At 64.2% G+C, this 24478-nt stretch carries 21 protein-coding genes; 12 read left to right on the forward strand and 9 right to left on the reverse strand.

Annotation, left to right across the window (positions count from 1 at the left end; translation table 11 throughout):
• The 6 genes from AKL29_RS31280 to AKL29_RS31305 form a co-directional block, all read left to right on the forward strand.
• The coding region (locus AKL29_RS31280; protein ID WP_244482522.1) for an NAD(P)H-dependent flavin oxidoreductase at positions 1 to 785 on the forward strand (785 nt) is incomplete at its 5' end.
• A gap of 12 nt (positions 786 to 797) precedes the next feature.
• Complete coding sequence (locus tag AKL29_RS31285) at positions 798 to 1571, forward strand: enoyl-CoA hydratase-related protein (RefSeq protein ID WP_050386818.1); 774 nt, start codon at positions 798 to 800, stop codon at positions 1569 to 1571.
• Positions 1572 to 1612: 41 nt separating this feature from the next.
• On the forward strand, positions 1613 to 2773 hold the full coding sequence (locus AKL29_RS31290; protein ID WP_050386819.1) for an iron-containing alcohol dehydrogenase: 1161 nt from the start codon (positions 1613 to 1615) through the stop codon (positions 2771 to 2773).
• Positions 2774 to 2797: 24 nt separating this feature from the next.
• Positions 2798 to 3604, forward strand: a complete 807-nt coding sequence (locus AKL29_RS31295) for a glutathione S-transferase family protein (RefSeq protein WP_050386820.1) — start codon at positions 2798 to 2800, stop codon at positions 3602 to 3604.
• Positions 3605 to 3643: 39 nt separating this feature from the next.
• Positions 3644 to 4345 (forward strand): SDR family NAD(P)-dependent oxidoreductase, encoded by a 702-nt coding sequence (locus tag AKL29_RS31300; protein ID WP_050386821.1) that lies wholly within the window; start codon positions 3644 to 3646, stop codon positions 4343 to 4345.
• Complete coding sequence (locus AKL29_RS31305; RefSeq protein WP_244482523.1) at positions 4311 to 5603, forward strand: ABC transporter substrate-binding protein; 1293 nt, start codon at positions 4311 to 4313, stop codon at positions 5601 to 5603. The genes AKL29_RS31300 and AKL29_RS31305 overlap by 35 nt, the downstream gene beginning before the upstream one ends.
• An 18-nt stretch (positions 5604 to 5621) precedes the next feature.
• On the opposite strand, the gene AKL29_RS31310 is transcribed toward AKL29_RS31305, so the two are convergent.
• Both AKL29_RS31310 and AKL29_RS31315 read right to left on the reverse strand, forming a co-directional pair.
• A complete protein-coding gene (locus AKL29_RS31310) occupies positions 5622 to 7175 on the reverse strand; it encodes a glucosamine inositolphosphorylceramide transferase family protein (RefSeq protein WP_050386822.1) in 1554 nt (517 codons plus the stop codon).
• A gap of 15 nt (positions 7176 to 7190) precedes the next feature.
• Positions 7191 to 8381 (reverse strand): glycosyltransferase family 4 protein, encoded by a 1191-nt coding sequence (locus tag AKL29_RS31315; RefSeq protein ID WP_050386905.1) that lies wholly within the window; start codon positions 8379 to 8381, stop codon positions 7191 to 7193.
• A 279-nt stretch (positions 8382 to 8660) separates the two neighbouring features.
• Between AKL29_RS31315 and AKL29_RS31320 the strand changes: the two genes are divergently transcribed.
• Positions 8661 to 10766, forward strand: coding sequence for a GumC family protein (locus AKL29_RS31320; RefSeq protein WP_050386823.1), 2106 nt, complete (start codon positions 8661 to 8663; stop codon positions 10764 to 10766).
• Between the two features lie 120 nt (positions 10767 to 10886).
• Here AKL29_RS31320 and AKL29_RS31325 read toward each other — a convergent pair whose 3' ends face one another.
• Positions 10887 to 12212: a lipopolysaccharide biosynthesis protein gene (locus tag AKL29_RS31325; protein ID WP_428841172.1), complete on the reverse strand. Its 1326-nt coding sequence runs from the start codon at positions 12210 to 12212 to the stop codon at positions 10887 to 10889.
• A 618-nt stretch (positions 12213 to 12830) separates the two neighbouring features.
• Here AKL29_RS31325 and AKL29_RS31330 point away from each other — a divergent pair.
• Entirely contained in the window at positions 12831 to 14051 is a 1221-nt protein-coding gene (locus AKL29_RS31330) for an FAD-dependent oxidoreductase (protein ID WP_050386825.1), read from the forward strand.
• A 24-nt stretch (positions 14052 to 14075) separates the two neighbouring features.
• Here the strand turns inward: AKL29_RS31330 and AKL29_RS31335 are convergent, their stop codons facing one another.
• Positions 14076 to 15206 (reverse strand): GNAT family N-acetyltransferase, encoded by a 1131-nt coding sequence (locus AKL29_RS31335; protein WP_050386826.1) that lies wholly within the window; start codon positions 15204 to 15206, stop codon positions 14076 to 14078.
• Between the two features lie 463 nt (positions 15207 to 15669).
• On the opposite strand from AKL29_RS31335, the gene AKL29_RS31340 reads away from it, so the two are divergent.
• The 3 genes from AKL29_RS31340 to AKL29_RS31350 all read left to right on the forward strand — a co-directional run bounded on the left by AKL29_RS31340 (position 15670) and on the right by AKL29_RS31350 (position 18911).
• Positions 15670 to 16524, forward strand: a complete 855-nt coding sequence (locus AKL29_RS31340) for a WecB/TagA/CpsF family glycosyltransferase (protein WP_050386827.1) — start codon at positions 15670 to 15672, stop codon at positions 16522 to 16524.
• A gap of 75 nt (positions 16525 to 16599) precedes the next feature.
• On the forward strand, positions 16600 to 17889 hold the full coding sequence (locus tag AKL29_RS31345) for an O-antigen ligase family protein (RefSeq protein ID WP_050386828.1): 1290 nt from the start codon (positions 16600 to 16602) through the stop codon (positions 17887 to 17889).
• The gene (locus AKL29_RS31350; RefSeq protein WP_050386829.1) at positions 17886 to 18911 is read left to right on the forward strand and encodes a glycoside hydrolase family 5 protein; all 1026 of its coding nucleotides are present in this window, start codon (positions 17886 to 17888) and stop codon (positions 18909 to 18911) included. Before AKL29_RS31345 ends, AKL29_RS31350 begins: the two co-directional genes overlap by 4 nt.
• Before the next feature lie 27 nt (positions 18912 to 18938).
• Here AKL29_RS31350 and AKL29_RS31355 read toward each other — a convergent pair whose 3' ends face one another.
• Positions 18939 to 20150: an amidohydrolase family protein gene (locus AKL29_RS31355; protein WP_050386830.1), complete on the reverse strand. Its 1212-nt coding sequence runs from the start codon at positions 20148 to 20150 to the stop codon at positions 18939 to 18941.
• Positions 20151 to 20268: 118 nt separating this feature from the next.
• On the opposite strand from AKL29_RS31355, the gene AKL29_RS31360 reads away from it, so the two are divergent.
• Positions 20269 to 21558, forward strand: coding sequence for an MFS transporter (locus AKL29_RS31360; RefSeq protein WP_050386831.1), 1290 nt, complete (start codon positions 20269 to 20271; stop codon positions 21556 to 21558).
• A gap of 118 nt (positions 21559 to 21676) precedes the next feature.
• Here AKL29_RS31360 and AKL29_RS31365 read toward each other — a convergent pair whose 3' ends face one another.
• From AKL29_RS31365 to AKL29_RS31380, 4 genes are all read right to left on the reverse strand, one after another.
• The gene (locus AKL29_RS31365) at positions 21677 to 21868 is read right to left on the reverse strand and encodes a hypothetical protein (RefSeq protein ID WP_028334885.1); all 192 of its coding nucleotides are present in this window, start codon (positions 21866 to 21868) and stop codon (positions 21677 to 21679) included.
• Between the two features lie 81 nt (positions 21869 to 21949).
• Positions 21950 to 22765 (reverse strand): family 1 encapsulin nanocompartment shell protein, encoded by an 816-nt coding sequence (locus AKL29_RS31370; RefSeq protein ID WP_028334886.1) that lies wholly within the window; start codon positions 22763 to 22765, stop codon positions 21950 to 21952.
• Positions 22758 to 23819 (reverse strand): Dyp-type peroxidase, encoded by a 1062-nt coding sequence (locus AKL29_RS31375; RefSeq protein WP_050386832.1) that lies wholly within the window; start codon positions 23817 to 23819, stop codon positions 22758 to 22760. The genes AKL29_RS31370 and AKL29_RS31375 overlap by 8 nt, the downstream gene beginning before the upstream one ends.
• Positions 23820 to 23966: 147 nt before the next feature.
• Complete coding sequence (locus AKL29_RS31380) at positions 23967 to 24221, reverse strand: DUF2171 domain-containing protein (RefSeq protein ID WP_028334888.1); 255 nt, start codon at positions 24219 to 24221, stop codon at positions 23967 to 23969.
• Positions 24222 to 24478: the final 257 nt, after the last annotated feature.

Genomic DNA, 24478 nt, shown 5'->3' on the forward strand with positions numbered 1-24478 from the left:
GCTTCACCGCGCCGCCCTATCCCGAATACATCGCGGCGATCCGCGAGGGCGGCGTCAAGGCGGTGGAAACCGCGGGCCGCAGCCCGGAGCAGTACATGCCTGCGCTGAAGGCGGCCGGCATCAAGGTGATTCACAAATGCACCTCGGTGCGGCATTCGCTGAAGGCCGAGAAGATCGGCTGCGACGCGGTCAGCGTCGACGGCTTCGAGTGCGGCGGTCACCCCGGCGAGGATGACATCCCGAACATGATCCTGCTGCCGCGCGCGGCCGACGAATTGAAGATCCCGTTCGTCGCCTCGGGCGGCATGGCGGATGCACGCAGCCTTGTCGCGGCGCTTTCGATGGGCGCTGCCGGCATGAACATGGGCACCCGCTTCATCGCGACCAAGGAAGCGCCGGTTCATCCTAATGTGAAGCAGGCGCTGCTCGACGCCGACGAACTCGACACCCGTCTCGTGATGCGCGCGCTGCGCAACACCGAGCGGGTGCTGAAGAACAAGGGCGTCGATGAACTGCTCGAGATCGAGCGCGAGAAGGGCGCCAGGCTGAAGATCGAGGATATCCATGAGCAGGTCGCCGGCGTCTATCCGAAGGTGATGATCGACGGCGAGATGGACGCCGGCGCCTGGAGCTGCGGCATGGTGGTCGGCTTGATCCACGACATCCCGACCGTCAAGGAGCTGATCGACCGTATCATGGTTGAAGCCGAAGCCATCATCCGGCAGCGGTTGACCGGCTTCCTCGACGGCAAGTTCGAAACCACGCCGGCCCGCGCGGTCGCCTGACGGGAGAGTGCCATGACCGAGCATGTCAAGGTTGAGATCGCCGCCGGCGTCATGACGCTGACCTTGCAGCGGCCCGAGAAGAAGAACGCGCTGACCGGCGCCATGTATAACGCGATGTCGCAGGCGCTGAAGCAGGCTGAGACCGACCCGGCCGTCCGCGTCGTCCTGTTCCAGGGCGACGGCGACAGCTTTACCGCGGGCAACGACCTCGCCGACTTTGCGAGCCAGGCGCGCGGCGAAAGCGAAGTCGATAGCCCCGCGCATCGCTTTATCGAAACCATCAGCAAGGTCGGCAAGCCGCTGGTCGCGGCCGTGCAGGGCAATGCGGTCGGCGTCGGTACCACCATGCTGCTGCATTGCGACCTGGTCTATCTCGCCGAGAACGCCCGGCTGATCACGCCCTTCGTCAACCTCGCTCTGGTTCCGGAAGCGGCGTCGAGCTGGCTGTTGCCGCTGCGGATCGGGCACGCGCGCGCCTATGCGATGTTCGCGCTCGGCGAGCCGATGGATGCGCAGGGCGCGCTGGCATCGGGCCTCGCCAATGCTGTGGTGCCGCAGGCCGATCTGCGCCAGAGGGCGCATGACGTGGCGATCGCGCTGACCAGGCGACCGGCGGGTTCGCTCGGCATGACCAAGAAGCTGATGCGTGAGCAGCAACGGATCGCGGCGCAGATCGCCGAGGAAGGCGTGCTGTTCAAGGAGAGGTTGGCGACGCCCGAGGCGCGCGAGGCCTTTGCTGCCTTCGCGGAACGGCGTCAACCTGATTTCACCAAGCTGTCGGCCTGACCGGCGGCGTAACTCACGGACACATCGAGGGAGTGAACAGCATGGGCGTCACCGGCAGCCATCAATATCCCGCCATGGAATCCGTGATCTACGGCAAGCCGGCGGCCGAGGCTCTGCGCGAAGAGGCCGAGCGGCTGGGCGCCAAGCGCGTCTATCTGATCGCCAGCCGGACGTTGAACACCACGACCGACGAGATCGAGAAAATCCGTCAAGCACTCGGCGATCGTCATGCCGTGACCTTTGACGGCGTGCCGCAGCATACGACGCGGGACGTTGTGACGCGGATCGCGCGGCAGGCCAGCGAGGCCAGGGCGGACCTCGTCGTCGCGATCGGCGGCGGCTCGGTGGTCGATGCGGCGAAGATCGTGCTGATGTGCATCGAGCACGCGATCTTCGAGCCGGCCGGGCTCGACGGCTTCGAGACCACGCCGGAACGGCGCTTCGGGCCGTTCCGCTCGCCGAAGGTCCGGATGATCGCGATTCCCAGCACGCTGTCCGGTGGCGAATACAATTCCGGCGCGCTGGTCACCGATACCAGCCGCAAGCTGAAGCAGATCTTCAACCACCCGATGATGATGCCGCGCAGCATCATCCTCGATCCCGCGATCACGAAATACACGCCGGAGAAGCTCTGGCTCGGCTCCGGGACGCGGGCGATGGATCACGGCATCGAGGCGATCTGCTCCAGCCGCCCCAACGTGCTGGTCGATGCAGTGTGCCAGCAGGGGCTGCGCTATCTGCACGATGGTCTGCTGCGCACCAAGGCCCACCCCGACGACGCGGCGGCGCGGCTGAGCTGCCAACTCGGCTCCTGGCTGTCGGCGTTCGGATTGCAGTCGCGGGTGCCGATGGGCGCCAGCCACGCCATCGGCCATGTGCTCGGCGGCACCTGCGACGTGCCGCATTATTTCTGCACGGCGGTGATGATGCCGAGCGTGCTCCGCTACAATCGCCCGGCGACGGAGGCCGCCCAGCAATCGATCGCCGCCGCGCTCGGCGCACCGGGGTGCGACGCCGGCGAGGCGTTTGCGGCGTTCATCGCGGAGCTCGGCCTGCCGCGGCGGCTTGCCGATGTCGGCGTCGGCGAAGACCGCTTCGAGCTGATCGGCCGGAACGCCATGCTGTCGATCTTCACGCGGGCCAACCCGCAGCCGATCCGCGAGCCCGGCGACGTCGTCAAGATCCTGAAGCTCGCCGCCTGAGGCATCAGCACCGGAGCAGCCGCCATGGCCGCCTTGCGCATCTTCTCCTATCTGCCGAACCCGCGCGTCTGGAAGGCGACCATCGCGGCGCGGTTCTGCGGTGTCGATGTCGAGGTCAGGGGCGCCTCGGGCAAGGAGCTGCGGGACTGGTTGTGGGACTATGATGCCCGCCCGCTGGCGGAGCGCGAGCGCGCCTCGCTGTCGTCGCTGGCGCGCACCGGGCGGGTCGGACTGACCGGCGCGCAGCTCTTCAAGACCGATGCGTTCATGGCGGCACAGCCGTTCGGCAATGTGCCGGCGGCGTTCGGCGCCGACGGCAAGGTCGGGATCTTCGAATCGAACAGCATCATGCGCGCGGTGGCGCGGCTCGGCGCGGCAGCATTCCCGCTCTACGGGCGCGACGCCTATGAGGCGTCGCGGATCGACAGTTTTCTCGATGTCAGCCTGGTGTTCGCGCGGGACTCGCAAATCTATCTGCTGGCGCTCTCGGGCGGCACCGTCGATGCGGCCATTCATGCGCGGGCCAAGGATGCGTTCGCGATCTATGCGTCCGGCATCGAGCAGGCGCTGTCGCCGCGGCGGGAGGCGCTGGTCGGGAACGGTGTCTCGATTGCCGACATCTGCTTTGCCGCCGAACTCGCGCTGTTCATGAATGAACATGCGCGGACCGAGCAGCTGCAAAAGCAGGGATTGACGAAAATCCTGCACCCGGGCGCGCAGGATGAGTATCCGTTGATGTTTGCTCACTTTGACCGCCTGATCACGCATGAGCACGTCAGACCGGACCTCAAGCCTTACGTCGAGAAGCTGCTGTCGAAGGCGGCCGCCTGACCATGAAGGCCATCGGCCGCAACGCGGAGGGTTGATCGTATGACCGCACCTGTCTGTCTGATATCCGGCGTTGGGCCCGGCACCGGTTCGGCGCTCGCCAGAAGATTCACCGAGGGCGGCTATCGCGTCGCGCTTCTCGCCAGGAACGCGGAGCGTCTCGCCGCGCTCGAGCAGCAGCTGCCGGGCGCAAAGGCCTATCGGTGCGATGTGTCCGCTCCCGCGCAGATCGAGGCGGTGGCCTCGGCCGTGGAGCGCGATCTCGGCAATCCCGCCGTGGTCATACACAACGCCGTCGGCGGCGCGTTCGGCACCTTCCGCGAGATCGATCCGGAGATTCTCAATCGCAACTTCCAGGTCAACACGATGGGACTGTTGTACCTGGCGCGGCGGTTCGCCCCGGCGATGATCGCTGCCGGCAAGGGCGCCATCGTCGCGACCGGCAACACCTCGGCATTGCGCGGCAAGGCCGGCTTCGCGGGGTTCGCACCGACCAAGGCGGCGCAGCGGATTCTCGCCGAGGCGATGGCCCGCGATCTTGGGCCGCAGGGCGTTCACGTCGCCTATCTCGTGATCGATGCCGTGATCGATCTGGAGTGGACGCGGAAGCGCTGGCCGGATCGGCCGGACGATTTCTTCATCAAGCCGAAAGCGATCGCCGACGAGGTCTGGCACGTCGCCCATCAGGATCGCAGCGCGTGGTCATTCAATGTCGAGATCAGGCCGTTCGGCGAAGCCTGGTAGGCGCCGCGCGCCGGTCGCAAGAGTTGGTCAATTCATAAAAGCTCAGGGGGAATTTCATGTTGTTGAAGACGTTTGCCGTATCCGTTGCGATGCTTGCGGCGCTGCCGCAGCTCCAGTCCGCGCCGAAACACCAGGGGTCTCGGAGTCGGAGGTCAAGGTCGGTGCGACGTTCCCGTTCAGCGGGCCGGCATCGCCGCTCAGCAACACCGGCAAGGGCCTGATCGCCTACGTCCATTCCGTCAACGACCGCGGCGGCATCAACGGCCGCAAGATCAACCTCATCACCTATGACGATGCCTACACGCCGCCCAAGGCCGTGGAGCAGACCCGCAAGCTGATCGAGAGCGACGAGGTGGCGTTCCTGTTCAGCCCGCTCGGCACGCCCGGCATCGGCGCGACCGTCAAATACGTCACCGCGAAGAAGGTGCCGCATCTGTTCGTCGTCAGCGGCGCGACGAAGTTTGCGAACTTCACCGAGTTTCCGCTGACCACCACGGGGCTGCCGAGCTACAACACCGAAGGGAAGATCTACGCAAAATACGTCACGCAGACGGCGCCCGATGCGAAGATCGCGATCCTCTACCAGAACGACGATCTCGGCCGCGATTTCGTGGCCGCGTTCAAGGAAGTGCTGAAGGCCGATTTCGACAGGAAGGTGGTGACGTCTCCCTATGAGGTCACCGAGCCGACCATCGAATCCCGCGTGGTGACGCTAAAGGCGTCGGGTGCGCAGGCGTTCCTGATCGCCGGCACGCCGAAATTCGCGGCCCAAGCGATCAAGAAGGCGAACGAGATCGGATGGTCGCCGCTGACCATCGTCAACTACGTGTCGAGCTCGGTTTCCGCGACCATCGTGCCGGCGGGGGCGGACAAGGCGGTGGGCGTTGTGGTGGCGACCATCACCAAGGACCCGAACGACAGGAAGTGGGCCGACGATCCCGGCATGAAATGGTATCGCGCCCATTTCGAGAAGTATCTTCCCGGCGCCGATATCGGCGACAACAATTATCTGTTTGGCACCCAGCAGGGCCGGATTCTGGAGCAGGTGCTGAAGCAGTGCGGCGACGACCTGTCGCGCGAGAACATCGTGAAGCAGGCGCGCAACATCAGAGGGCTCGTGCTGCCGACGCTGATGCCGGGCATCACCATCAACACAGGCCCCGACAACAGCATGGCCTATACGCAGCTTCAGCTGCAACGCTGGACCGGAAGCTCATGGGAGCAGTTCGGCGGCGTGCTGAGTGCCGACCTGAACTGAACCGGGTCGACCGAGGCGCTAGTGGAGCCGACGTGCGATCGGCTTCGCCAGCGTGTTTTGCCATTCCCGCTGCGCCGACTGGTCGCTTGACCGCAGGCTGTTCAGCAAGGCTGTGGTCTTCGGCTGAACCCGCGAGCCGTCGATCACCTCGAGCCGGCCGCAGCGGTTGAGCGTGTGCAGCTTGCGTCCGGTCCACAGCGGCCCGGGTTTGAGCAGATGGCGCACGGCCTGCCGGTAAGTCGTCGGCGACAGTTCGAGCACTTCCGCAAGTCCGAGCGCCGCGCCGTATCCGTTGCTGCAGTCCTGCACCGGCCGCCACAGCTTGCCGTTGATGGTCACGAAATTGCCGGCCGGCCGCGTCGTCGCGCGATCGATCAGGATCGGATTGCTTGCATGCGGACGCCAGGGGCCGAACAACTGCTCGGCGTAATAGATCGCCAGCGTGTCGGAATATCCGCCGGTGCCGTCGCGCCAGGCGCCGAACATGTAGTAGAGGCCGTCATGCTGCGTGATGGTCGCGTCGGCGAGTTCGAGCCCTGACAGCAGCGTGCCTTGCCGTTCCCACTTGTCGGGAAAGCGGACGCATTTGTAGATCGGGACGTCCCGATGCGCGGTGCTTTCCGGGATCATCCACAGTTCGCCGTTGTTCTCGATCAGGAACGGGTAGGACAGGTGCCAGGGCTCTTCGAGCACCGGCAGCACCGTGCCAACCGGACCCTTGCCGTCGAATTCGATCGTGGAGATGATGCCCTTGCCGGTGCGGTGGTCGAGGTCTTCGAAGAACACGAAGGTCCTGCCCTGCCACTTCACCGGGACGGGATCGGCATAGAAGTGATTGCCAGGATCGCCGAGCACGTTCCAGGCAGGTCCCGACAGGTCACCGGTCCGCCAGACATCCGCGTTGTCGGCGTAGCGCCATCCGACATGCCAATGCGGCGCGTAGCAGCAGAGACGGTAGATTTCCTTCGCGATCGAGGTCGCGACGCCGCGCAGGACAAAGGGCGCGGGATTTCGCGGCGCGCTGGCCGCCGGCACAGCCAGTTGCGGCACCAGTCGCGGAGCCCTCGACAGGATCGGCGGCAGCATGGACAAGGTACGTGCCATCACCGTTTCGAGCCCGCCGCTCAGGCCGGCGGCGATTTCCGCCGAGGGATGGCCGCGGTCCATCACCGCGCCGTCGAGCTCGTTGACGATTTCAATCACCGGCAGGTCGCCGGCGAGAATGGCGGCCAGTGCGGCGGCTTCGCCCGCCTGTCCGTTGAAGCGTGGACGGAGGTAGAGCCCGGCGGAGCAGTTCGGGTCCCGCGCGGCAGTGGTGAAGTCGACCACCACATCGGGGTTGCCCATGCGCGGTCGTTCCGCAATCGTTTTCAGCCTGTCGGCCTCGCCCGCCTTGCCCTTGCGCAGCACGATGCGTTCGAGCTCGAACAGCATGTCGAGGCCGGCGGGCCTGGGCCCCGGCGTCGTCGTCCAGGCGATTTGAACGGGAATATCCTGATCGTTGACGCGCAGCGTCTCGCGACGCATCCAGAGCCGCGCCTGCGCTCGATCGCAGCGAAACTCGATAATCATGTCCAGCCCAATTTCCTAGTGCGCGTCCACTCCTACGGCATTGCCGAGAATCCGGACGTATTCCTCTATCATGGCATCCAACGAATAACGCGACTTCAGGCCTACGGCGCTTTGCCGCAGCTGGTCGCTCAACAAACGATCGGTCAGGACTTTCGATACAGCGGCCGAAAACTCCGCCTCGTTCGCAGCGTCAACGAACACCGCGGCAGGCTGCCCTTGGTAAGACAGCACCTCGCGCAGCACCGGCAGATCGTTGACGACGCAGGGGATGCCGGCGCTCGCGGCTTCCACCGCGGCGAGGCCGAAGGTTTCGGCCTGCGTCGGAAATACGAAGACGTCGAGGCACGCCAGAAATTCGGCCATCTGGCGCGGTGGAATCTCGCCGATGAAGTGTAGCCGGTCCGCGACATCAAGCTCGTTCGCCAGGGCTCGCAGCCGTTCCTCATCCGCGCCTTGCCCGGCGAGGGCAAGATGCCAGGATTGGTCGGCGGCCAGCAGGCGAATCGATGCATCGAGCCGCTTGTGCGGATGCAGCCTTGCCGCGCAGCCGAGCAGCGTGCGATCCGGGGGTAGCTTGAACTGCTGCCGCGCGACGTTCTTCGGCAGGCTGTGCGACTTGTCGTCGAAGCCATGGGGGACGTGCGTCATGCGCGCGCGATAGGTCGCGGGATAGCGCGCGTATTCACGTTCCATGTCGCGCGAGTTCAGCGTGATGCACTGGAAGAAGCCGGTCGAGCCCATGATGATGTCGGCGGCTCGCACCGGCATGCTCATCGACATCGCCGAGGACACCTGGTTGGCGATCACCGGGGCGCGGCTGACGAAGCGCGAGACGCCTCCGCCGATCACATTGCCGAAGTGCTGGAAGGTCAGCACGACATTGGGCCTGAGGGTCCTGAGATGACCGGCGAGCGTCCACAGCATCCGCAGCAGCGCCAGCGGGTTTCCCGGACGGCTCGGCGCGCAATAGAATGTATTGGGCGGCTCGTCGAACGAATCCGATTTGCGGAAGAAGAACAGGTTGGCGACGTCATAGCCGCGCGCGCTGAGGCCCGCGCCGAGCAGCCGCGATATCTCCTGCGCGCCGGCGTTCTCGGCCTGGGTCTGCACCAGGACGACACGCAGCTTTGGCTTGCCCACGTTCGATCGATCGCGTGATGCGGTCGATGCCTCGCGCAATTCTGCGCTTGGCCTGTAGTGGAGCACGGCTTCCTCACCCGTCGAAGGAGTGGAATCGTCCCCCTCGCTATCGCGCGCGTACTTATCACGCGAGGCGCGCTCGTAGACCGAGTAGCGCGTGTTGAGGTTACTGCTCATTTCGTGCGATCAGACATTGCCAGCAATCGTGAGCCATTGTTTCACACATAGGGTACAGGTGGCTCGTTAACTAATTGGTTACGTCCGCATGAGGAGGGGGTAACCGTGGATTAACCATAGATATTTACGTTGGAGCAGTACTGTCAGTTGAATTCGAGTCACAGCCCCATGAAGTTCGGTAGCCGCGTAGGCCCGAGACGTTCCGAAGCCACGGAACCCGCCGCGTCGTGGGAAACTGCCGGCGTGCAGACCAGCCGATCCTCTGCGGAAACCACCAAAGGCGTGCTTAGCATTCCCGGCGTGGTGGCTTTTTTCCGCGAGAACGGTCAACGCATTCTAATGCTCGCCGCGGTGATCTTCGCGGTCGGCGTCATTCTGCTGATGTTGATTCCGGCGCGCTATGCCGCGACCGCGCTCGTCGTGGTCGACCCGCGCGAGCAGCGCGTGACCACCGATCAGGACGTCCTGCCGGGCATCGGTCAGGATGCCGCAGCACTGCAGAGCTATGTCGAGATCGCCAAATCCGACGGATTTCTCGGGCCGCTGATCGAGCAACTCAAGGTCGCCGAGGACAGCGACATCTCCGGCGGCAGGACCGACCCGACGCGCCTGCTCGACAGGTTTCGCAACCGGCTCGACATCTCCCGGCGCGGATTGACCTATGTCATCGCCATCAAGTTCACGTCCAACAACCCGCAGCGCGCGGCGTACTACGCTAACGCGGTGGCTGAGGCGTTCGTCGCCAGCCAGCGCGGCACGCGCAGCGTGGCGACCGACGAAGCCGCCGACTGGCTGAAGAGCCGGCTCAAGACGTTGAACGACCGCCTGCGGTCTTCGGAAGATGCCGTTGCGAAATTCAAGCTCGAGCACCGGATCGTCAACGCCGGCAAGGAATCGACGACGCAGCAATTGCGCGTCACCGATCTGACCCAGCAGGTCGCCGCCGCGCGCGCCCGCACCGAGGAGGCCAAGGTTCGCTACGAGCAGCTGCAGCGCGACCTGAAGGCCAATGTCGACGGGCCGGTCAAGCAGGACCTGCTGAGCGCGCTGCGCGCCCAGCGCTCCGCGCTCAACGACCAGATCGCACAAAAGCGCGGGGTGCTGGGCGATCGTCATCCGGACCTCGTGATGGCCCTCAGCCAGCTCAGCGATCTCAACCGCCAGATCGAGATCGAGCGGAAGAAGAACATCGACACCGCGAAGTCGGAATATGAGGCGCAGCGCGATCAGCAGAAAGCGCTCGAGGATCAGCAGAAGGCGGTCGAACAGCAAATCCTGATCGACGGTCAGGCGCTGGTCAAGCTGCAGGAATTGCAGCGCGACGCAGATGCCAACAAGAATATCTACGAGCAGTTCCTCTCGCGCTACAAGACCACCGACGAGCAGCGGCTGCTGCAGAGCTCGCAGACCAAGGTCGCATCGCCTGCGACGCCGCCGGTGCGCTCGACGCTGCCGCCGCTTCCGCTGTTGCTGGTCGCGCTCGCGATCGTCTCGCTGCTGACGTCGACGGCGATCGTCGCCGTTCCCGGTCTGAATCTGAAGCAGCTCCCGATCAAGGCCATTCCGCCGCTGCGTCAGGCCGAGGCGCCCGCACTTGCGCCGGCCGCGCCGCAACCTGCGCTGCCGCCGGGATTGCCCGTGCTGGCCCGCATTCCCAACATCGCGTCGTTGGACGCGGTCAGGAGCGTCTGGCAGACCCCGATCTCGTCGACGGCCGAGCCTGATCTCAGTCCGCATCTTGAGCTGCTGATCGAGAACATCGAGCAGCTTCCGGGAGAGCACGGCAAGGTGGCACTGCTGCTGTCGGTCGAGGCCGGTGCCGGCGGCAGCACCGTCGCACGGTCGCTGAACCGATCCGCGCTCAAGAACGGAATGCTCAGCGTGCTGATCGAGATGGAATCAAGGCGCGCCGAGACCGCGCCGCCGCAAGGCTCGGGGATCATCAAGGCCGACCTGCCGTCGGTCGTCGAACTGCTGGGCGCCAGCAGCAAGGCGCCGCCCTATCCGCCGGACGATATTCGCGCCGATTTCGGCCTGATCATCGTCGACGCATCGTCGCTTGCGCTGCAGCCTGCCGCGGTGGCGCTGGCTGCCCATGCCGACCTGGTGATCCTCGTGATTCGCGAAGGGACCGCCAACTCGGCCGCGATCGGCAAGGCGCGGGCCGATCTATCCGGGTATGGTTCGGTCCCAACCGCGCTGGTCGTCAATCGCGTGGCGGTCAATGACGCCGTTCGCGGTCGCCAGGGCGAGGCGCTCGGCCTGGCGAGCTGAAGGCGGTTCAGCTGAAGCTAGCGCCTTTTCCGTTCCGATAGTTTCGGAACGTGGCTCCGGATTCTTGTTTTGACGCGTTTTCTTCGGGCGAACCGGTATCCACTTCGCTCGAAAAACGCTCTAGTCGTTGCTGTCCGCAACGCGGACCGCGTAGGCATCACCTTTCGACGGCCACAGATGCGACAGCACCAGAATGGATGGGTCGACGCCGGTCCGCCGCCGGCACAACACGTTGAGCGCGATGGTGGCGAGGACCAGCGAAGCCGTCGCCGCGATCGCGGCGCCGAGCACGCCGAGCCAGGGGATCAGCACGACAAATCCCAGCAGCCGTAGCGCCACGTTGGCTGCGACGACGGGAACATAATCGCGCTCATGGCCTGTCAGCTGCAGAACAGCGGCAGAGGGCCCGCCCGCCGCCTGGAAGGCCGTTCCGATCGCGAGCACGATCAGCACCCACTGCTGCGCCGCAAAGTGCGGCCCGAACAGGCCGAGCAGATAGGGGGCACCCACCCAGACAATGACGAGCCCGCTGAGCACGCAGAGCGCGGTCACCTCAGCCATCAGCTTCAACGTATGTTCGAGCTCGCCGTGGTTCTTGCTGAAATACAGCGAGGGCAGCCGGCGCGCCCCGAACGTGTAGAGCGCAGCCGACAGCATCGCGAAGATGTTCGCCAGCCGCGAGGCGGCGAAATAGACGCCGGCGGTGGCCGGATCCAGCATCCAGTAGACCAGGATGACGTCGAAATACTGGTTTGCCGCCTCGAGAATGGAGGCGAGCCAGAACCGGAATGCGCTCTTGTTCCAGCGCGAGGCCTCGAAGCGCGCCGTGACCGACCGCAGGTTCGGCAGCACGCGCACGATCGATACGATCTGCACGACGAGCCCGAGGGCCATCGCGCCCGACATCGCGCTGAACAGCTCGGCGGGGGTGAGCTGCCGGTGGCCGAACAGCACCGCGATCAGGAACAGGACGACGGCGACGCGCCAGAAGAACTCCCGATTGCCTTCGCCCATCAGGATGCTGACCAGGGATCGCGCGATCTGGCTGCCGAGCATGAGCCCTGCATTGATTGCGGTGAACGCCGAGACCGACAGGATCAAGAGCCACCACTCGCCGCGAATGCTTGCCACCGCGGCGATCGCGGCGATCGAGATCAGCATCCCGATGGCGGAGTTCTTCAGGCTCGACAGCAGCACACCCTTGGTGAACTCGGTCTGGCCGCGCACCTCATACTCGTTGAGGAACCGAACCAGGAGCAGCTCCTGGCCGACCAGGCCCACCACCGAGGCGATCTGGGCGACGGAGAGCAGGGTTGCGAAGTTTCCAAACGCGTCGGGCGTCATCGCCCGCGCGGCGAGCGAGAACAACGCGAATGCGAGCCCGCCGCTACCAACCTTGAGCAGGATGGTCCCGGCAACGCCGCGCGTAACGTCGCGCCGTAACAGTTGGAGCACGGAGGCAATCACCAGAGACGTCTCAATATCCAGTGGGGCTGTTGACCGCAGCAATCGGTGAAGCCTGGAGTGTTAATGTTCTCTTGCTAAGATTCCGTTCCTTTCGAATGGCTGCCGGGCCCAACGCAGTTGTGAACAGGGCCAGGTCGCGTTGCTCCATTCTGGAACGGCGCCGTCTGCCCTGTCTCCAAACGGCGCAGGTTGGATTTACCTCGAGCGTCCGGTCCAGTGGCGCGGACCTAGCCGGATGAGACTGCGTTTGCGCGTCAACGCCGTCTGTCGCTGCTCGATGGCCTGGCAATCGCCTCGCCATCCCGCTGCGGAGCCTGCAAAAGTTCAGTTTCATGGCTGACCGTGGTGCAAGCCATGTGCCGAGAGACCACTGATCGTGGTCCGGACGTTTTCATTAACCTCGATTCTGGAACTCGCCGTGCTCGATCGGCAAGGCGACACCGCAGGCAAGGAAATTGCAGTTCTGCGGCCAACCAGAGCTTTTCCCGTTCCGATCGAATCGGAACGGCGCTCTAGATTCTTGTTTTGACGCGTTTTCTTCACGCGAACCGGTATCCACTTCGCTCGAAAACGCTCTAGCCGTCGGAGCGGACAAACATGATTGCCGAGAAAAATGCGACCAAGCCGATCGTGGCCTGCGAGACCGAGGTCATCGAAGCGGACGTCGCAATTGTCGGAGCCGGTCTGGCAGGGTCGCTTGCAAGGGCTGTGCTCGCCCGAGCCGGATACCGCGTCGTCCTGATCGACAAGCGATCGATCCCGCCGGACGAATTCCGGGTCGAAAAGATCGCCGGACGGCAGATCGATATCCTGCGCCGCCTCGGCTTCATCGACGACGTCGAGGCCATTGCCGCGCCCTATGACCGGGTGCTCAACATCAGGAGCGGCAAGCTGGTCGATATCGGCGTCGGCCGGTCCTACGGGATTTCCTATGCCAACCTCGTCAACATGGCACGCGGCCTGACGCCCGATGCGTCGAGCTTGCTGCTCGACCAGGTGACCAATGTCAGCTGCAGCGAGGAACGTCAGCAATTGACGCTGGCCTCGGGAAAACGCGTCGTCTCGCGTCTGGTCGTTCTGGCGACCGGCATGGCGAACGTGCTCGGCCACAGTCTCGGAATGCGCCGGCAGATGCTTGCTGCGCGCCACTCTGTCTCGTTCGGCTTCACGATCGCACGGCCGGACAACGCGCCGTTCGATTTCGATGCGCTGACCTGCTATGGCGAGGAGGCGGCTGACGGTGTCGACTATCTCAGCCTGTTTCCGATGTCGGGCGGCATGCGGGCGAACCTGTTCATGTTCCGCGATCCGACCGATCCGATCATGCGCGAGCTGCGCCGCGACACCAGACGGACGCTGCTTCGCCTGATGCCGGGATTGCAGCCCTATCTCGGCGATTTCGAGGTGGTCGGCCGGGTGCAGAACTGGGTCATGGATCTGACCGTGACCGAGGGCCATCTGCAGCCCGGCGTCGTGTTGATCGGCGACGCGTTTCAGACCAATTGTCCCGCGGCCGGCACCGGCGTCGGCCGCCTGCTGGTGGATGTCGAACGTCTTTGCACGGACTATGTGCCGCGCTGGCTGGAGACCGCCGGTATGGGCGTGGACAAGATTGCGCAGTTCTATTCCGATCGGGACAAGCTCGCCGCCGATCACCACTCGCTGCAATTGGCAAACTTCCGCCAGGCCTTGACGTCGAACACCGATGTGCGCTGGAACTTGCGGCGGAAGCTGCACTTCCTGCGCCGCATGATCACGCACCGGGTGGACCGGATTCGTCCGGGATGGGTGATGCGCGTCCGCAGCGCGCTCCGCTGATCGGGCTGCCAGCGCCGGGCGGCGCTAGCGCGTGCCGGTCGAGGTGCGGACCGGCCTGAAATCGGTCACACGCTTGGCGGCCTGCTTGATCCAGGGCGCCTGCTTCAAGGCAAACAACGCGAACGAGCCGGCCGCGCTCCCGGCCTGCGTCACGGCCGACATCGGCGTCGGCTGACCGCCGAACTGCATCTTGTAGGGTTCGTCACCGATGGTGAAGTCCAGCACCCGGCCGCCGCGCTCGATGCAATCCCTGGCGACGCTCTCGAATGTCAGCGCGCCGATCGATTGGCTCTTGTACCCGTCGACATCGAACGCCGTCATGACGACAAGGACGCTGTCACGGTGAACCAGCCCGAGGGCCGCCGCGATGACGTTGCCGTCCATCTTCATGGAGTAGAGCCGGGCAAACGAGCCCATGCCGCGAAGCGCCACGCTCGAGTAGAAATCGAAATACTCCGGTCGCTGCAACAGGTCGCCATCACCCTGTTCGTGAAACCGCGGACCGCGAAACTTTCTCATCGTCTCCATGGCTTCGCCGATCGAAGCGCTATCGTCGCAGCATGAGAAGGTGAGCATGCCTTTCCTGTGGATCTGGCGCCATTTCTTTGCCAGTTCCTTCTGGTACGACTTTCCCATTGCATTGATCTGCCATTGCTCGAACGGCGCGACCAGGACCGTCGCGTAAGCATTGGTATCCATCAGGCTGCGGTGGGGCGCTCCGAGCAGATTCTCGATCGGCATCCTCGCATCGAGCAGCTTGGGTATGCGCAGCAGGTCGAACGGCCGCAGCAGTTGTCGAAGCCTTTCGCAGGCGCGCTGGTCTTGCAGCAGGTCGGTGAAGGTCGCGATGCTGCACACCGGCGACAGATAGTCGGACACGCGGAGATCGGCGAATTCGATGGTGCGCATCGGGCCGCGCCGCACGCGCAGCATCGGCAGCACGGCCGCAAGCGACTTGTTCGCACGATGGCGGATGGCGACGACCAGCGGCTTGGCCGACGCGGCGGGAGCGAGCTTGCGATAAAGGCTGTCCAGCCATAGCGGATGCTGGAAGGCGGTCGCGTCCGAGCCTTCAAATAACTTCACGTACTCTTCAGACAGGAAGTCGAATGCGTCGTCGATGCTGACATCGAACGCGTCATCATTCTTATTCATGTGAGACCAAACAAAACGACAGTTTCAAAGCGCCGATTGTATCCGGCACGCCGCCCTTATAGCAAAGGTCGATCGGCTCGGGCAGCGGCAGAATACGATTTGTATTAATGCAATGCGTCGACCTTTGCACATTGTTGCTGGGTCGAGCCATTGCCTTCATCGCATCGACTGCGAGCGGCTGTCATCTCGACGTGGCCGCGTCTGAGGGATCAGCATCGTTAACAATCCCTTAAGGATGCGTTCAATCGCGCCGTGGTGAGATATCGCACCCGGTCTGGACCGGATATTGCAGTTAAGGGCTCGCAAGTCCTGGAGTCCCGCCGAAATGCTGAGTCACAGCCAAAAAACCCGCGCTTCCTACGCAATTTCGTTCCCGCAGGCCGACCGCAAGCCGCCTCGGCGTCCCAATTCGGACATGGCTGCTCCGCCTGTCCGGATTTGCGACACGTTGCGGGCCGAGCAGATGTCCCCGGCCCCGGCGCAGATCGGATCATTGCCGCACGGCGGGCGGGAGCGGCGTATCAATCCTGTCGGCAGGGCTGCGACGGCCGGTGTCCCCCGGGCGACCATCGGTGGGCTGCGGCTCGCCGTGCTCGATCGGGAGCAGACCGCCGAGTTCATGGTCGAGGCTGTGCATCCGAACCGGCGCGCCAATCGTCCGCTGTATCTGACCTCCGCCAACGGCGAGGTGCTGTCGCGCTGCTCGACCGAGCCGATGACGGACCGGCTGTTCCGTACCGCTGACCTGATCAACGCCGACGGGCAACCGCTGGTCATGGTGTCCAAGCTACGGTCGCCGAATCCGCTTCCCGAGCGCGTCGCGACCACGGATCTGTTTCACGACGTCGCGCGCAAGGCGGAAGAGCTCGGGCTGACTTTCTACCTGTTTGGCGCCAACGAAGCCGAGAACAAGGCTGCCATCGCCAATGTCCGCCGGGCCTATCCGGCACTCAAGATCGTCGGCCATTCGCACGGCTATCTGCGCGGCGACGCGCTGCGGACCAAGGTCGACGAGATCAACGCCCTGGCGCCTGATTTTCTCTGGGTCGCGCTCGGCGTGCCCTATGAGCAGGCTTTCGTCGACGAATTCATGCCTCGGCTCGGCAATGTCGGCGTCATCAAGACCTCGGGCGGGCTCTTCAACTTCCTGTCCGGTTCTCGGCCGCGTGCGCCGAGATGGATGCAGATCATCGGCCTCGAGTGGGCCTGGCGCCTGTGGCTCGAGCCGCGGCGGCTGTTCTGGCGCTACCTGACGACCAATCCGCACGCGCTCTATCTGCTCTTCAACCGGACCCGATCCTCGGCAACCAAAGACTGACGCCTCTAACGAGTGCAACGTGCCGCTCCGATCCACCGGAGCAGCAAGCTCATTCCATGAGCGGAGTACAACCGAATGGACGGACGTGCGATCGACAGTTCGATCTGGCAGGCGCCCGGCGTCGGGGCGGAACATTTCGCCAGGACCGTCGTCGGTTGGTCGATCACCATCAATGTGATCATGTCGATGGGGACCTTCCACGCCGCGCTGCTTCCGACCGAGTTGACCCTGGTGCAGCAGGCCGTCGCCCTGCTGATGTGGGGCGTCCTGATCTACGCAAGCCTGTTCGTCCGTCCCTGCCTGCGGCTGGCCCCCAATCTCGACACGCTCGTGATCGTCGCGTTCTATGCGTTCGCCACTGTCTCCGTGCTGTGGACCAACCTCGGCGTGGCTGCCCTGATGAAGGCCGCGGCGCTCGCAATCACGACGCTTGGCGCGTTCTGCATGATCACCCGCGTCGATATCGACGACATCGTGACATCGGCCACCCGCGGCCTGTCCTTGCTGATCGCGGCCTCTGCGCTCTGCGCGGTGATCCTCCCGGACATCGGGGTCGATCAGACCTGGATGCACAAGGGACAGTGGCAGGGCGTCTTCGAGTCGAAGCAAACCCTGGGCTTCGCCGGCGCCTATCTCATGTTCTTCGCCTGCTATCGAAAGATAACGGGGCAGGGATGGCTGCCGTTCATCGTGACGTTCATGCTGGCCTCCACCTGCGTCATGCTCTCGGAGTCGCGCGGCGCCGGCGCCCTGTCGCTGGTTGCCTGCGCGCTGCTGCTCACCTCCCTGTGGTCGGTCCGGTGCATGCAGGTCTACGCGATCCTGCCATGTGTCATGTGCGTCGCGGCAGCGCTATTGATCCTGTATTTCTATACGACCGGATACGATTCGATTCATGCCTTCGACACGACGATCGACTTCACCGAGCGAACCTTCATCTGGCAGTACGCCATCAGCCACTTCGATGACGCGCCGCTGCTCGGATTTGGCATCAACGGATTCTGGACCAATCCGGCGATCTACGATTATTTCAATCAGAACCACGGCTGGGTGCTCGACAATTATCACAACGGCTATATCGCCATTCTCGTCGAGACCGGATTCCTGGGTTATTTCCTGTTCACGGCGAGCGTCTTCCTGTTTTCCTACAAGGTGCTCTGCCTGATCGCAGGGCGGGCGATCGACCGTCTGCACTGTGCGTTGATCATCGGGTTCGTCTTCCTCAACTGCCAGACCAATTTCACCGAGACGGTCTTCCTTCGCTCGACGATGTTCACGTCGGTGCTGCTGATCGCATTCTTCCTCGCCATTTGCCGGCCGGTGCCGTCGTCGCGCGTAGAGCCGGGCGAATTGGAGCAGCCATGACCGCGTTCCGATTGCTTCTGCAAAGAGCCTTCGTCATGCTGGCGGCGGCGGCACTTGCACTCCCGCTGATCGCGCCGGCGAAGGCGGCGGGGCAGGGGGCATCGCCGGTCGCCGTGGCATTGGGGCGCGGAATCAATATTCTCGGCTATGACGGCATCTGGGAAGGCTACCAGAATGCGCCGTTCCGCCTGGAAAACCTCGCCGCGATTCGCAAGGCCGGCTTTTCCCATGTCCGGATCAATTTCTTCGGCTTCAGGCATATGGACTCCGGCAACATCCTCGATGATGCCGTCCTGCGGCGCCTCGATGCCATGATCGAGCAGGTGCTGGCCAGCAGGCTGGTTCCGATCCTCGATGAGCATGACACCGAGCTCTGCCAACGCGACGTGGCCGAATGCGGCGTGAAGCTCAAGGCATTCTGGCGCCAGATCGCATCGCGCTATGCGGGGAAATACCCGGCGCTGGTGTTCGAGATCCTGAACGAGCCCGGTGGCAACATGACCTCGGCCGAATGGAATGCGCTGCTCGGCGATTGTCTTGCGATCATCCGGGATGCGAACCCGAAGCGCAACGTCGTGGTCGCGATCCTGAACACCGAGGAGCTGCCGATCGATCAGCTGGTGCTGCCGGCCGGCGACCGAAACCTCATCGTCACATTCCACTATTACCTGCCGCTGCGATTCACTCATCAGGGCGCGCCATGGTCGCCGACCTTCTCGAAGATCGGTCCGTTGAGCTGGGGCTCCGCGGAAGACTTGGCCACGGCCTCGGCCGAGTTCGACAAGATCCGATCCTGGTCCGAGAAGGAGCAGCGCCCGATCTATCTTGGCGAGTTCGGCGTCTATGAGCGCGCGCCCGCGGAGAGCCGCGCGAAGTATCTGTCGTTCATGGCGAGACGCGCGGAACGCAATGGCTGGGCGTGGGCTTACTGGCAGTTCGACCACGATTTTGCGGCGTTCGACGGCGCCCGGCAACGCTGGAAGGCGGATATCCTCCGCGCGATCATCCCTCCCGTCCGCTAAGCCCTTCGATTGGACGCAACGTCCGATTCAGGATCGGCCGGCCGCCTTGACGACGCGGTTGTCCCGCGCGGCGAGTACGCCACCCTTGTAGACTGAACGCCCGGACGGCCGCGCCACCACGGCCTCCTGGATATGCACGGCGTTCAGGGTCACGAAATCGGCCCTGGCCCCCACATGCAGGCCGTAGTCCTCGAGCCTGAGCGCCTTGGCGCCGGCCGCGGTGATCATGTCGAACGCGATCGCGAGCTCCTCATCGGTGTAGAAGCCCGAGCGGTATCCGATCATCATGGCGCGGCCCAGCATGTCGCCGTCGCCATAGGGCCACCAGGAGTCGCGGATGTTGTCGTTGCCGCCGAACACCGTGACGCCGGCCTTCCTCAACAGGGCGACGGGCGGGAACGGCCGGCTGCCCGGCGCATTCGTCATGATCGCCACGCCCGAGCGCGCCAGACTGTCGGCGGTCTTCTTCTGCGCATCGGCGGGAATGTCGCCGAGCCCGTAAGCGTGGCTGACGGTGACGCGGCCCGCCATGCCGAGCGCACGCGTGCGCGCCGCGATCTGCTCGACCTCGAAGGCGCCGAGCATGCCGCCGTCATGAAGATGGATATCGACATCGACGCCGTGCTTTTGCGCGACGCCAAAGACGACGTCGAGATGGCCCTCGACATCCCGGTCGAAGCTTGCGGGATCGAGCCCGCCGACGGCATTGGCCCCGAGCTTGATCGCCTCGTCGAGCAGTTGCGGCGTGCCCGGGCTGGTGAGGATCCCGTTCTGCGGGAACGCCACGAGCTGGATATCGATCAAGTCCCTGTATTCCTCGCGAACCCCGAGGATGGTCTCCAGCGACTTCAGCCCAACGGAACCGTCGACCATGACGTGACTGCGCATCTGCGTCGTGCCATGGCCGATGCAGAGGTCGAGCTGGTTCCGCGCGCGCACGTCCATCGGCGCGGCGGCGGCAAGGTTCTCGGCCTGAAACGCCACCCGCTCATGGACGTCGAATCCGTCGGTGCAGGGGCGGTGCGGCCGCCAGGTATCGCCGTAAAAACTGGTGTCGAGATGGATGTGGCCTTCGACGAAGCCGGGCACGACCAGCGCATTGCCGAGATCGACGATCTCGACTCCGTTCGGGCGTTCGCCTTTCGCCTCGATCGCAACGATGCGGCCGCCACGGACCAGCATATCGCGGCTGGTACCATCACCGAACCTGGCATTGATGAAGAGTTTGTCGGCTGGCATCGGATCTGTTCCTCTTGTCGCTTGCGTCGCATGCAGATCGCGCGGCTCTCCATGCCTTGCCTAACATGGTCGGAGGAATAATACTCCGCTCGCACAAGCAGACAAGGAACCGAGAGCGTTGCCGGAGATTGCAAGCAGGGAAGAGTTCGATGTCAAGCGCGCAGCCTTTGCCGCGACCATCGGCAACATGCTGGAGTTCTACGACTTCATCACCTACAGCTTCTTTGCGACCGAGATCGGGCGCACCTTCTTCCCCGCGCACAGCGAATACGGCAGCCTCATGCTGTCGCTTGCGACCTTCGGCGCCGGTTTCCTGACGCGGCCGATCGGCGGCATCGTGCTCGGCATTTTCTCCGACCGCGTTGGGCGGCGGCCGGCGATGCTGCTGAGTTTCGCGCTGATGGGCGGCGCGATCCTGACCATCGCGCTGACGCCTTCCTATGCCGCGATCGGCATTGTGGCGCCGATCATCGTGATCCTGGCGCGGATGGTGCAAGGATTTGCGCTCGGCGGCGAGGTCGGGCCGACCACGGCCTATCTGATCGAGATCGCTGCACCGAGGAACCGCGGCCTCGTGGTCGCCTGGCAGCCCGCCAGCCAGGAGATCGCGGCGACGGTCGGCGCGCTTGTCGGTGTCATCCTGAGCAGCGCGATGGCACCCGACATGCTGCAGGCCTATGGATGGCGCGTCGCGTTCCTGCTCGGGGCCGTGTGCCTGCCGTTCGGCATCTGGATGCGCCGCACGCTGCCGGAAACGGTCTCGCACGGCGAGCACGTCGCCGGGCAGGTCGAACGCTCGAGCCATGTGGCGCTGGCGCGGCGGCATCTTCGCGTCATCGTGCTGGCGGTGATGATCCTGGCCAGCGGCACGATCTCTACCTATGTGACGCAATACATGACGACCTACGCCAAGAATACGCTGCATGTGTCGCCGTCGCTGGCGTTCACGGTATCGCTGGTCAGCAACGGACTGCAGATCATCGGCGCGGTGCTGGGCGGCTGGCTTGCCGACCGGCTCGGACGCAAGCCGATCATGATCTGGCCGCAGCTGGTCGTGCTGGTGCTGACCTATCCGGCCTTCCTGTGGATCGTCCAGGACCCCGGCGCGTGGTCGCTGCTGTTCGGCTTCGGCATCCTGTCGTTCATCGGATCGCTGCCGTTCACGGCGTTCTATGCCGCCTTCACCGAAGCGCTGCCGCAGAGCATTCGCGGCGGCGTGTTCGCCACGATCTACGCGGTCGCCATCGCGACGTTCGGCGGCACCGCGCAACTCGTGGTCACGTGGCTGCTGCACGTGTCGGGTGATCCGCTGGCGCCGTCCTGGTACCTTCTGCTCGCGGCGGCGGTCGGCATCGTGGCCATGAGCCTGATGCCCGAGACCGCCCCGGTGAAGCTCGGCGAGAAATAGAGCGTTTTCGAGCGAAGTGGATACCGGTTCGCGTGAAGAAAACGCGTCCAACAAAAATCTTGAGCTCCCCTTCGGATTCAATCGGAACGGATGAGGCTCAAGGCGCCGGCAGACGCGCTCAATCCATGTCGCGAAAGGCGTGGCCGTTGGCCTCGATTTCCTTCACGAGCTGCGGCGGCAGATTGGCCTGCGCCGAGGTGCCGTCGAACACCCAGTCCTTGGCATCGGCAAGGTCGGGAAGGCCGGCGCCCTTGCGGACATAAAGACCGACCGATGTCTTCTTCGGATTGATGTAGAGATCGTAGTCCATTGCGCGCCTCCTCTCCGTTGCAGGTCAACGGAAGCTCCGGCCACGGCCGGAGACTTCCCGGATGAGTCAACGCCGGTAAGGCTAGGCGGGTTTCTTCGCCTCCGGCGCAAGCACCACTGACGCCTCGCTCGTCAGCATCAGGAAGGTGATGGTCTCCTGGAAATACAGCTGAACCGATTTCGCCGAGTGGCTGAGATAGCCGATCGAAAGGTCCTGGCCGATCGAGAGCTGGAAATCGCCGCCGCGGGTGGTCAGCAGGACGCCGCCCTCGATCGCGGGCGCCCAGATGATCTTGCCGTCGATCAGGCGCTGGATGTGCTGCAGCACCGGATAGCCGTCGTCGGTCGCCCCGCCGATCGCGGTATAGGGCTCGGTGCCGAGCAGCAGCGTATAGGGACCGTTGACGCCGGCAAGCCGCAACTGGCTGACCGCCTGCGCGACCACGGCGGGATAGTTCTTGACGCTCGACGGCAGCGTCAGCACCGGGTTGCTGGTGCCCTGACGGATACCCTCAATGCCGGCGGCCGCGTAGCCGTCGAACACCGCGCGATCCTCGGCGAAGGCAATCTTGCGCGCGGCATCCTTGAGCGGATCCCAGTCGGAATCATTCGCGCCGCGCTCGACATCGTCGATCGCCTGGCGCGAGAGCTCGAACGGCACGCGCAGCTCGACCAGCGCGCGGACGTCGCGCTGCGTCGCCTCGACCCCGTCGCCCGGCGCCGCAATCTTCTTGAGATGACCGGTGCCGACCGCGGAGAAATCCGTTCCCTTCGGACCGTCGACGTCGACGACACGGCGCGCCGCCAGATGGCGCTTCAACGTGCGCGAGGCCTCCTCTTCGATCTGGGCCCATGCCGCGTCCGAGATAGGGGCGAGTCCCCGATGAAGATTATTCATGTCCAGCCTCTCCTTTCAGTGAGCCGATCCCGAGCGAGCCGTCGGACGGCGGTATTCCTGGTGCAGGTGTGTTGTCGGCCCCGGCGTCGTCCAGCGACGGCTCGGCGGGGGAAGGTGCCGGCGCCTCGCTCGCGACATCCTCCAGGAAGGTCGCCGACGGGACGAAGAACAGCATGCCGGTGACGGCGCGGCTGAAGTCGAGCAGGCGGTCGTAATTGCCCGGCGGCTTGCCGACGAACATGTTCTCCAGCATCTGCTCGATCCGCTGCGGGGACTTGGCATAGCCGATGAAATAAGTGCCGAACTCGCCCTTGCTGATATTGCCGAACGGCATGTTGTCGCGGACGATATCGAGCTCCTCGCCATTCTCGATGATCGTGGTCAGCGCGTTGTGCGCATAGCTCGGCTTCACCGCATCGTCGAGCTCGATGTCGGATAGTTTGGTTCGGCCGATGATCTTTTCCTGCATCTCGACCGGCAGCTCGTTCCACTTCTTCAGGTCGTGCAGGTATTTTTGCACGATCACATAGCTGCCGCCGGCGAACGCCGCGTCCTCCTCGCCGATGATGGTGGCGTCGGTGGCCGCCTGGTCCTCCGGATTCTCCGTGCCGTCGACGAAGCCGAGCAGGTCGCGTTCGTCGAAATATTTGAAGCCGTGCACCTCGTCGGAGGTCGCAACCGCATCGCCGAGCCGCGTCATGATCTGGGTCGCCAGCTCGAAGCACAGATCCATCGGCACGGCGCGGATGTGAAACAGCAGGTCGCCCGGCGTTGCGACGGCGTGGTGGACGCCATTGATCTCGCGGAACGGATGCAGGCCTTTCGGCCTCGGCGCACCGAACAGCCGGTCCCATGCGTCGGAGCCGATGCCCATGACGCATGACAGCCGGCCCTCGAGATCGCGGAAGCCCACGGCACGCAGGAGCGCGCCCAGGTCGGCGCACAGCGACCGCACCACCGCATCATATTCCGGATTGGGCTTGAGCGTGACCGCAAGGAAGATGGCCGCGCGCGTCAGCTTCGCAGCGACCGGTTGCGGAACGGCTGATGGCACGCATGTCTCCTTGACTAAACGGCACTTCCACGACGACAAAAGGCAGGCGCTGGACGCCGGATCGGCGTCCAGACAGCGGCAGAGGAGCATGCCAGTGGAACCTTTACAAGGGCTCGAATGGCTCACGCTCTTGCAGAGGTACCTGCCTCAATCGACGGGCTTGCCGGACTTCTCTTCCTCGAGGGTCACCGCAATCGCGGCGTTGGCCGAGAGCCGAACCTTGGAGCCTTCGACACCCGCCACGAAGCCGAGCTCGATGAAGTGGTGATGGCCCTTGTGGAAGCCGTCGCTGTCGCTTTTCTTGAGCTTGATGCGATTGCCCTCGACGTGATCGACGGTGCCGACATGCACGCCATCGGCGCCGATGACCTCCATGTTGTCCTTGATCTTGTGCTGCGTCATGGCGCTCTCCTGGTTGCAGGTCAGCTGGTATATTCGGCTTGCATATGATGCGCCCAGACGACGCGGCGATGACAGCGCGTCGTGGGCAATCGGGCCTGTCTCACACCGGTTCGAATTCGTCCGCCGCTGCGTTCTCCGGCTTCTTGCCGTTGAAGGTGAGGCCGGCCCTGGTGGCCGAGAGTTTTACCTCTGAGCCGTCGCGCACGTCGCCGGAAAGGATCATCTCCGCCAGCGGATCCTGCACGCTGCGCTGGATC

This window comes from Bradyrhizobium pachyrhizi (assembly GCF_001189245.1).
Taxonomy (GTDB): Bacteria; Pseudomonadota; Alphaproteobacteria; order Rhizobiales; family Xanthobacteraceae; genus Bradyrhizobium; species Bradyrhizobium pachyrhizi.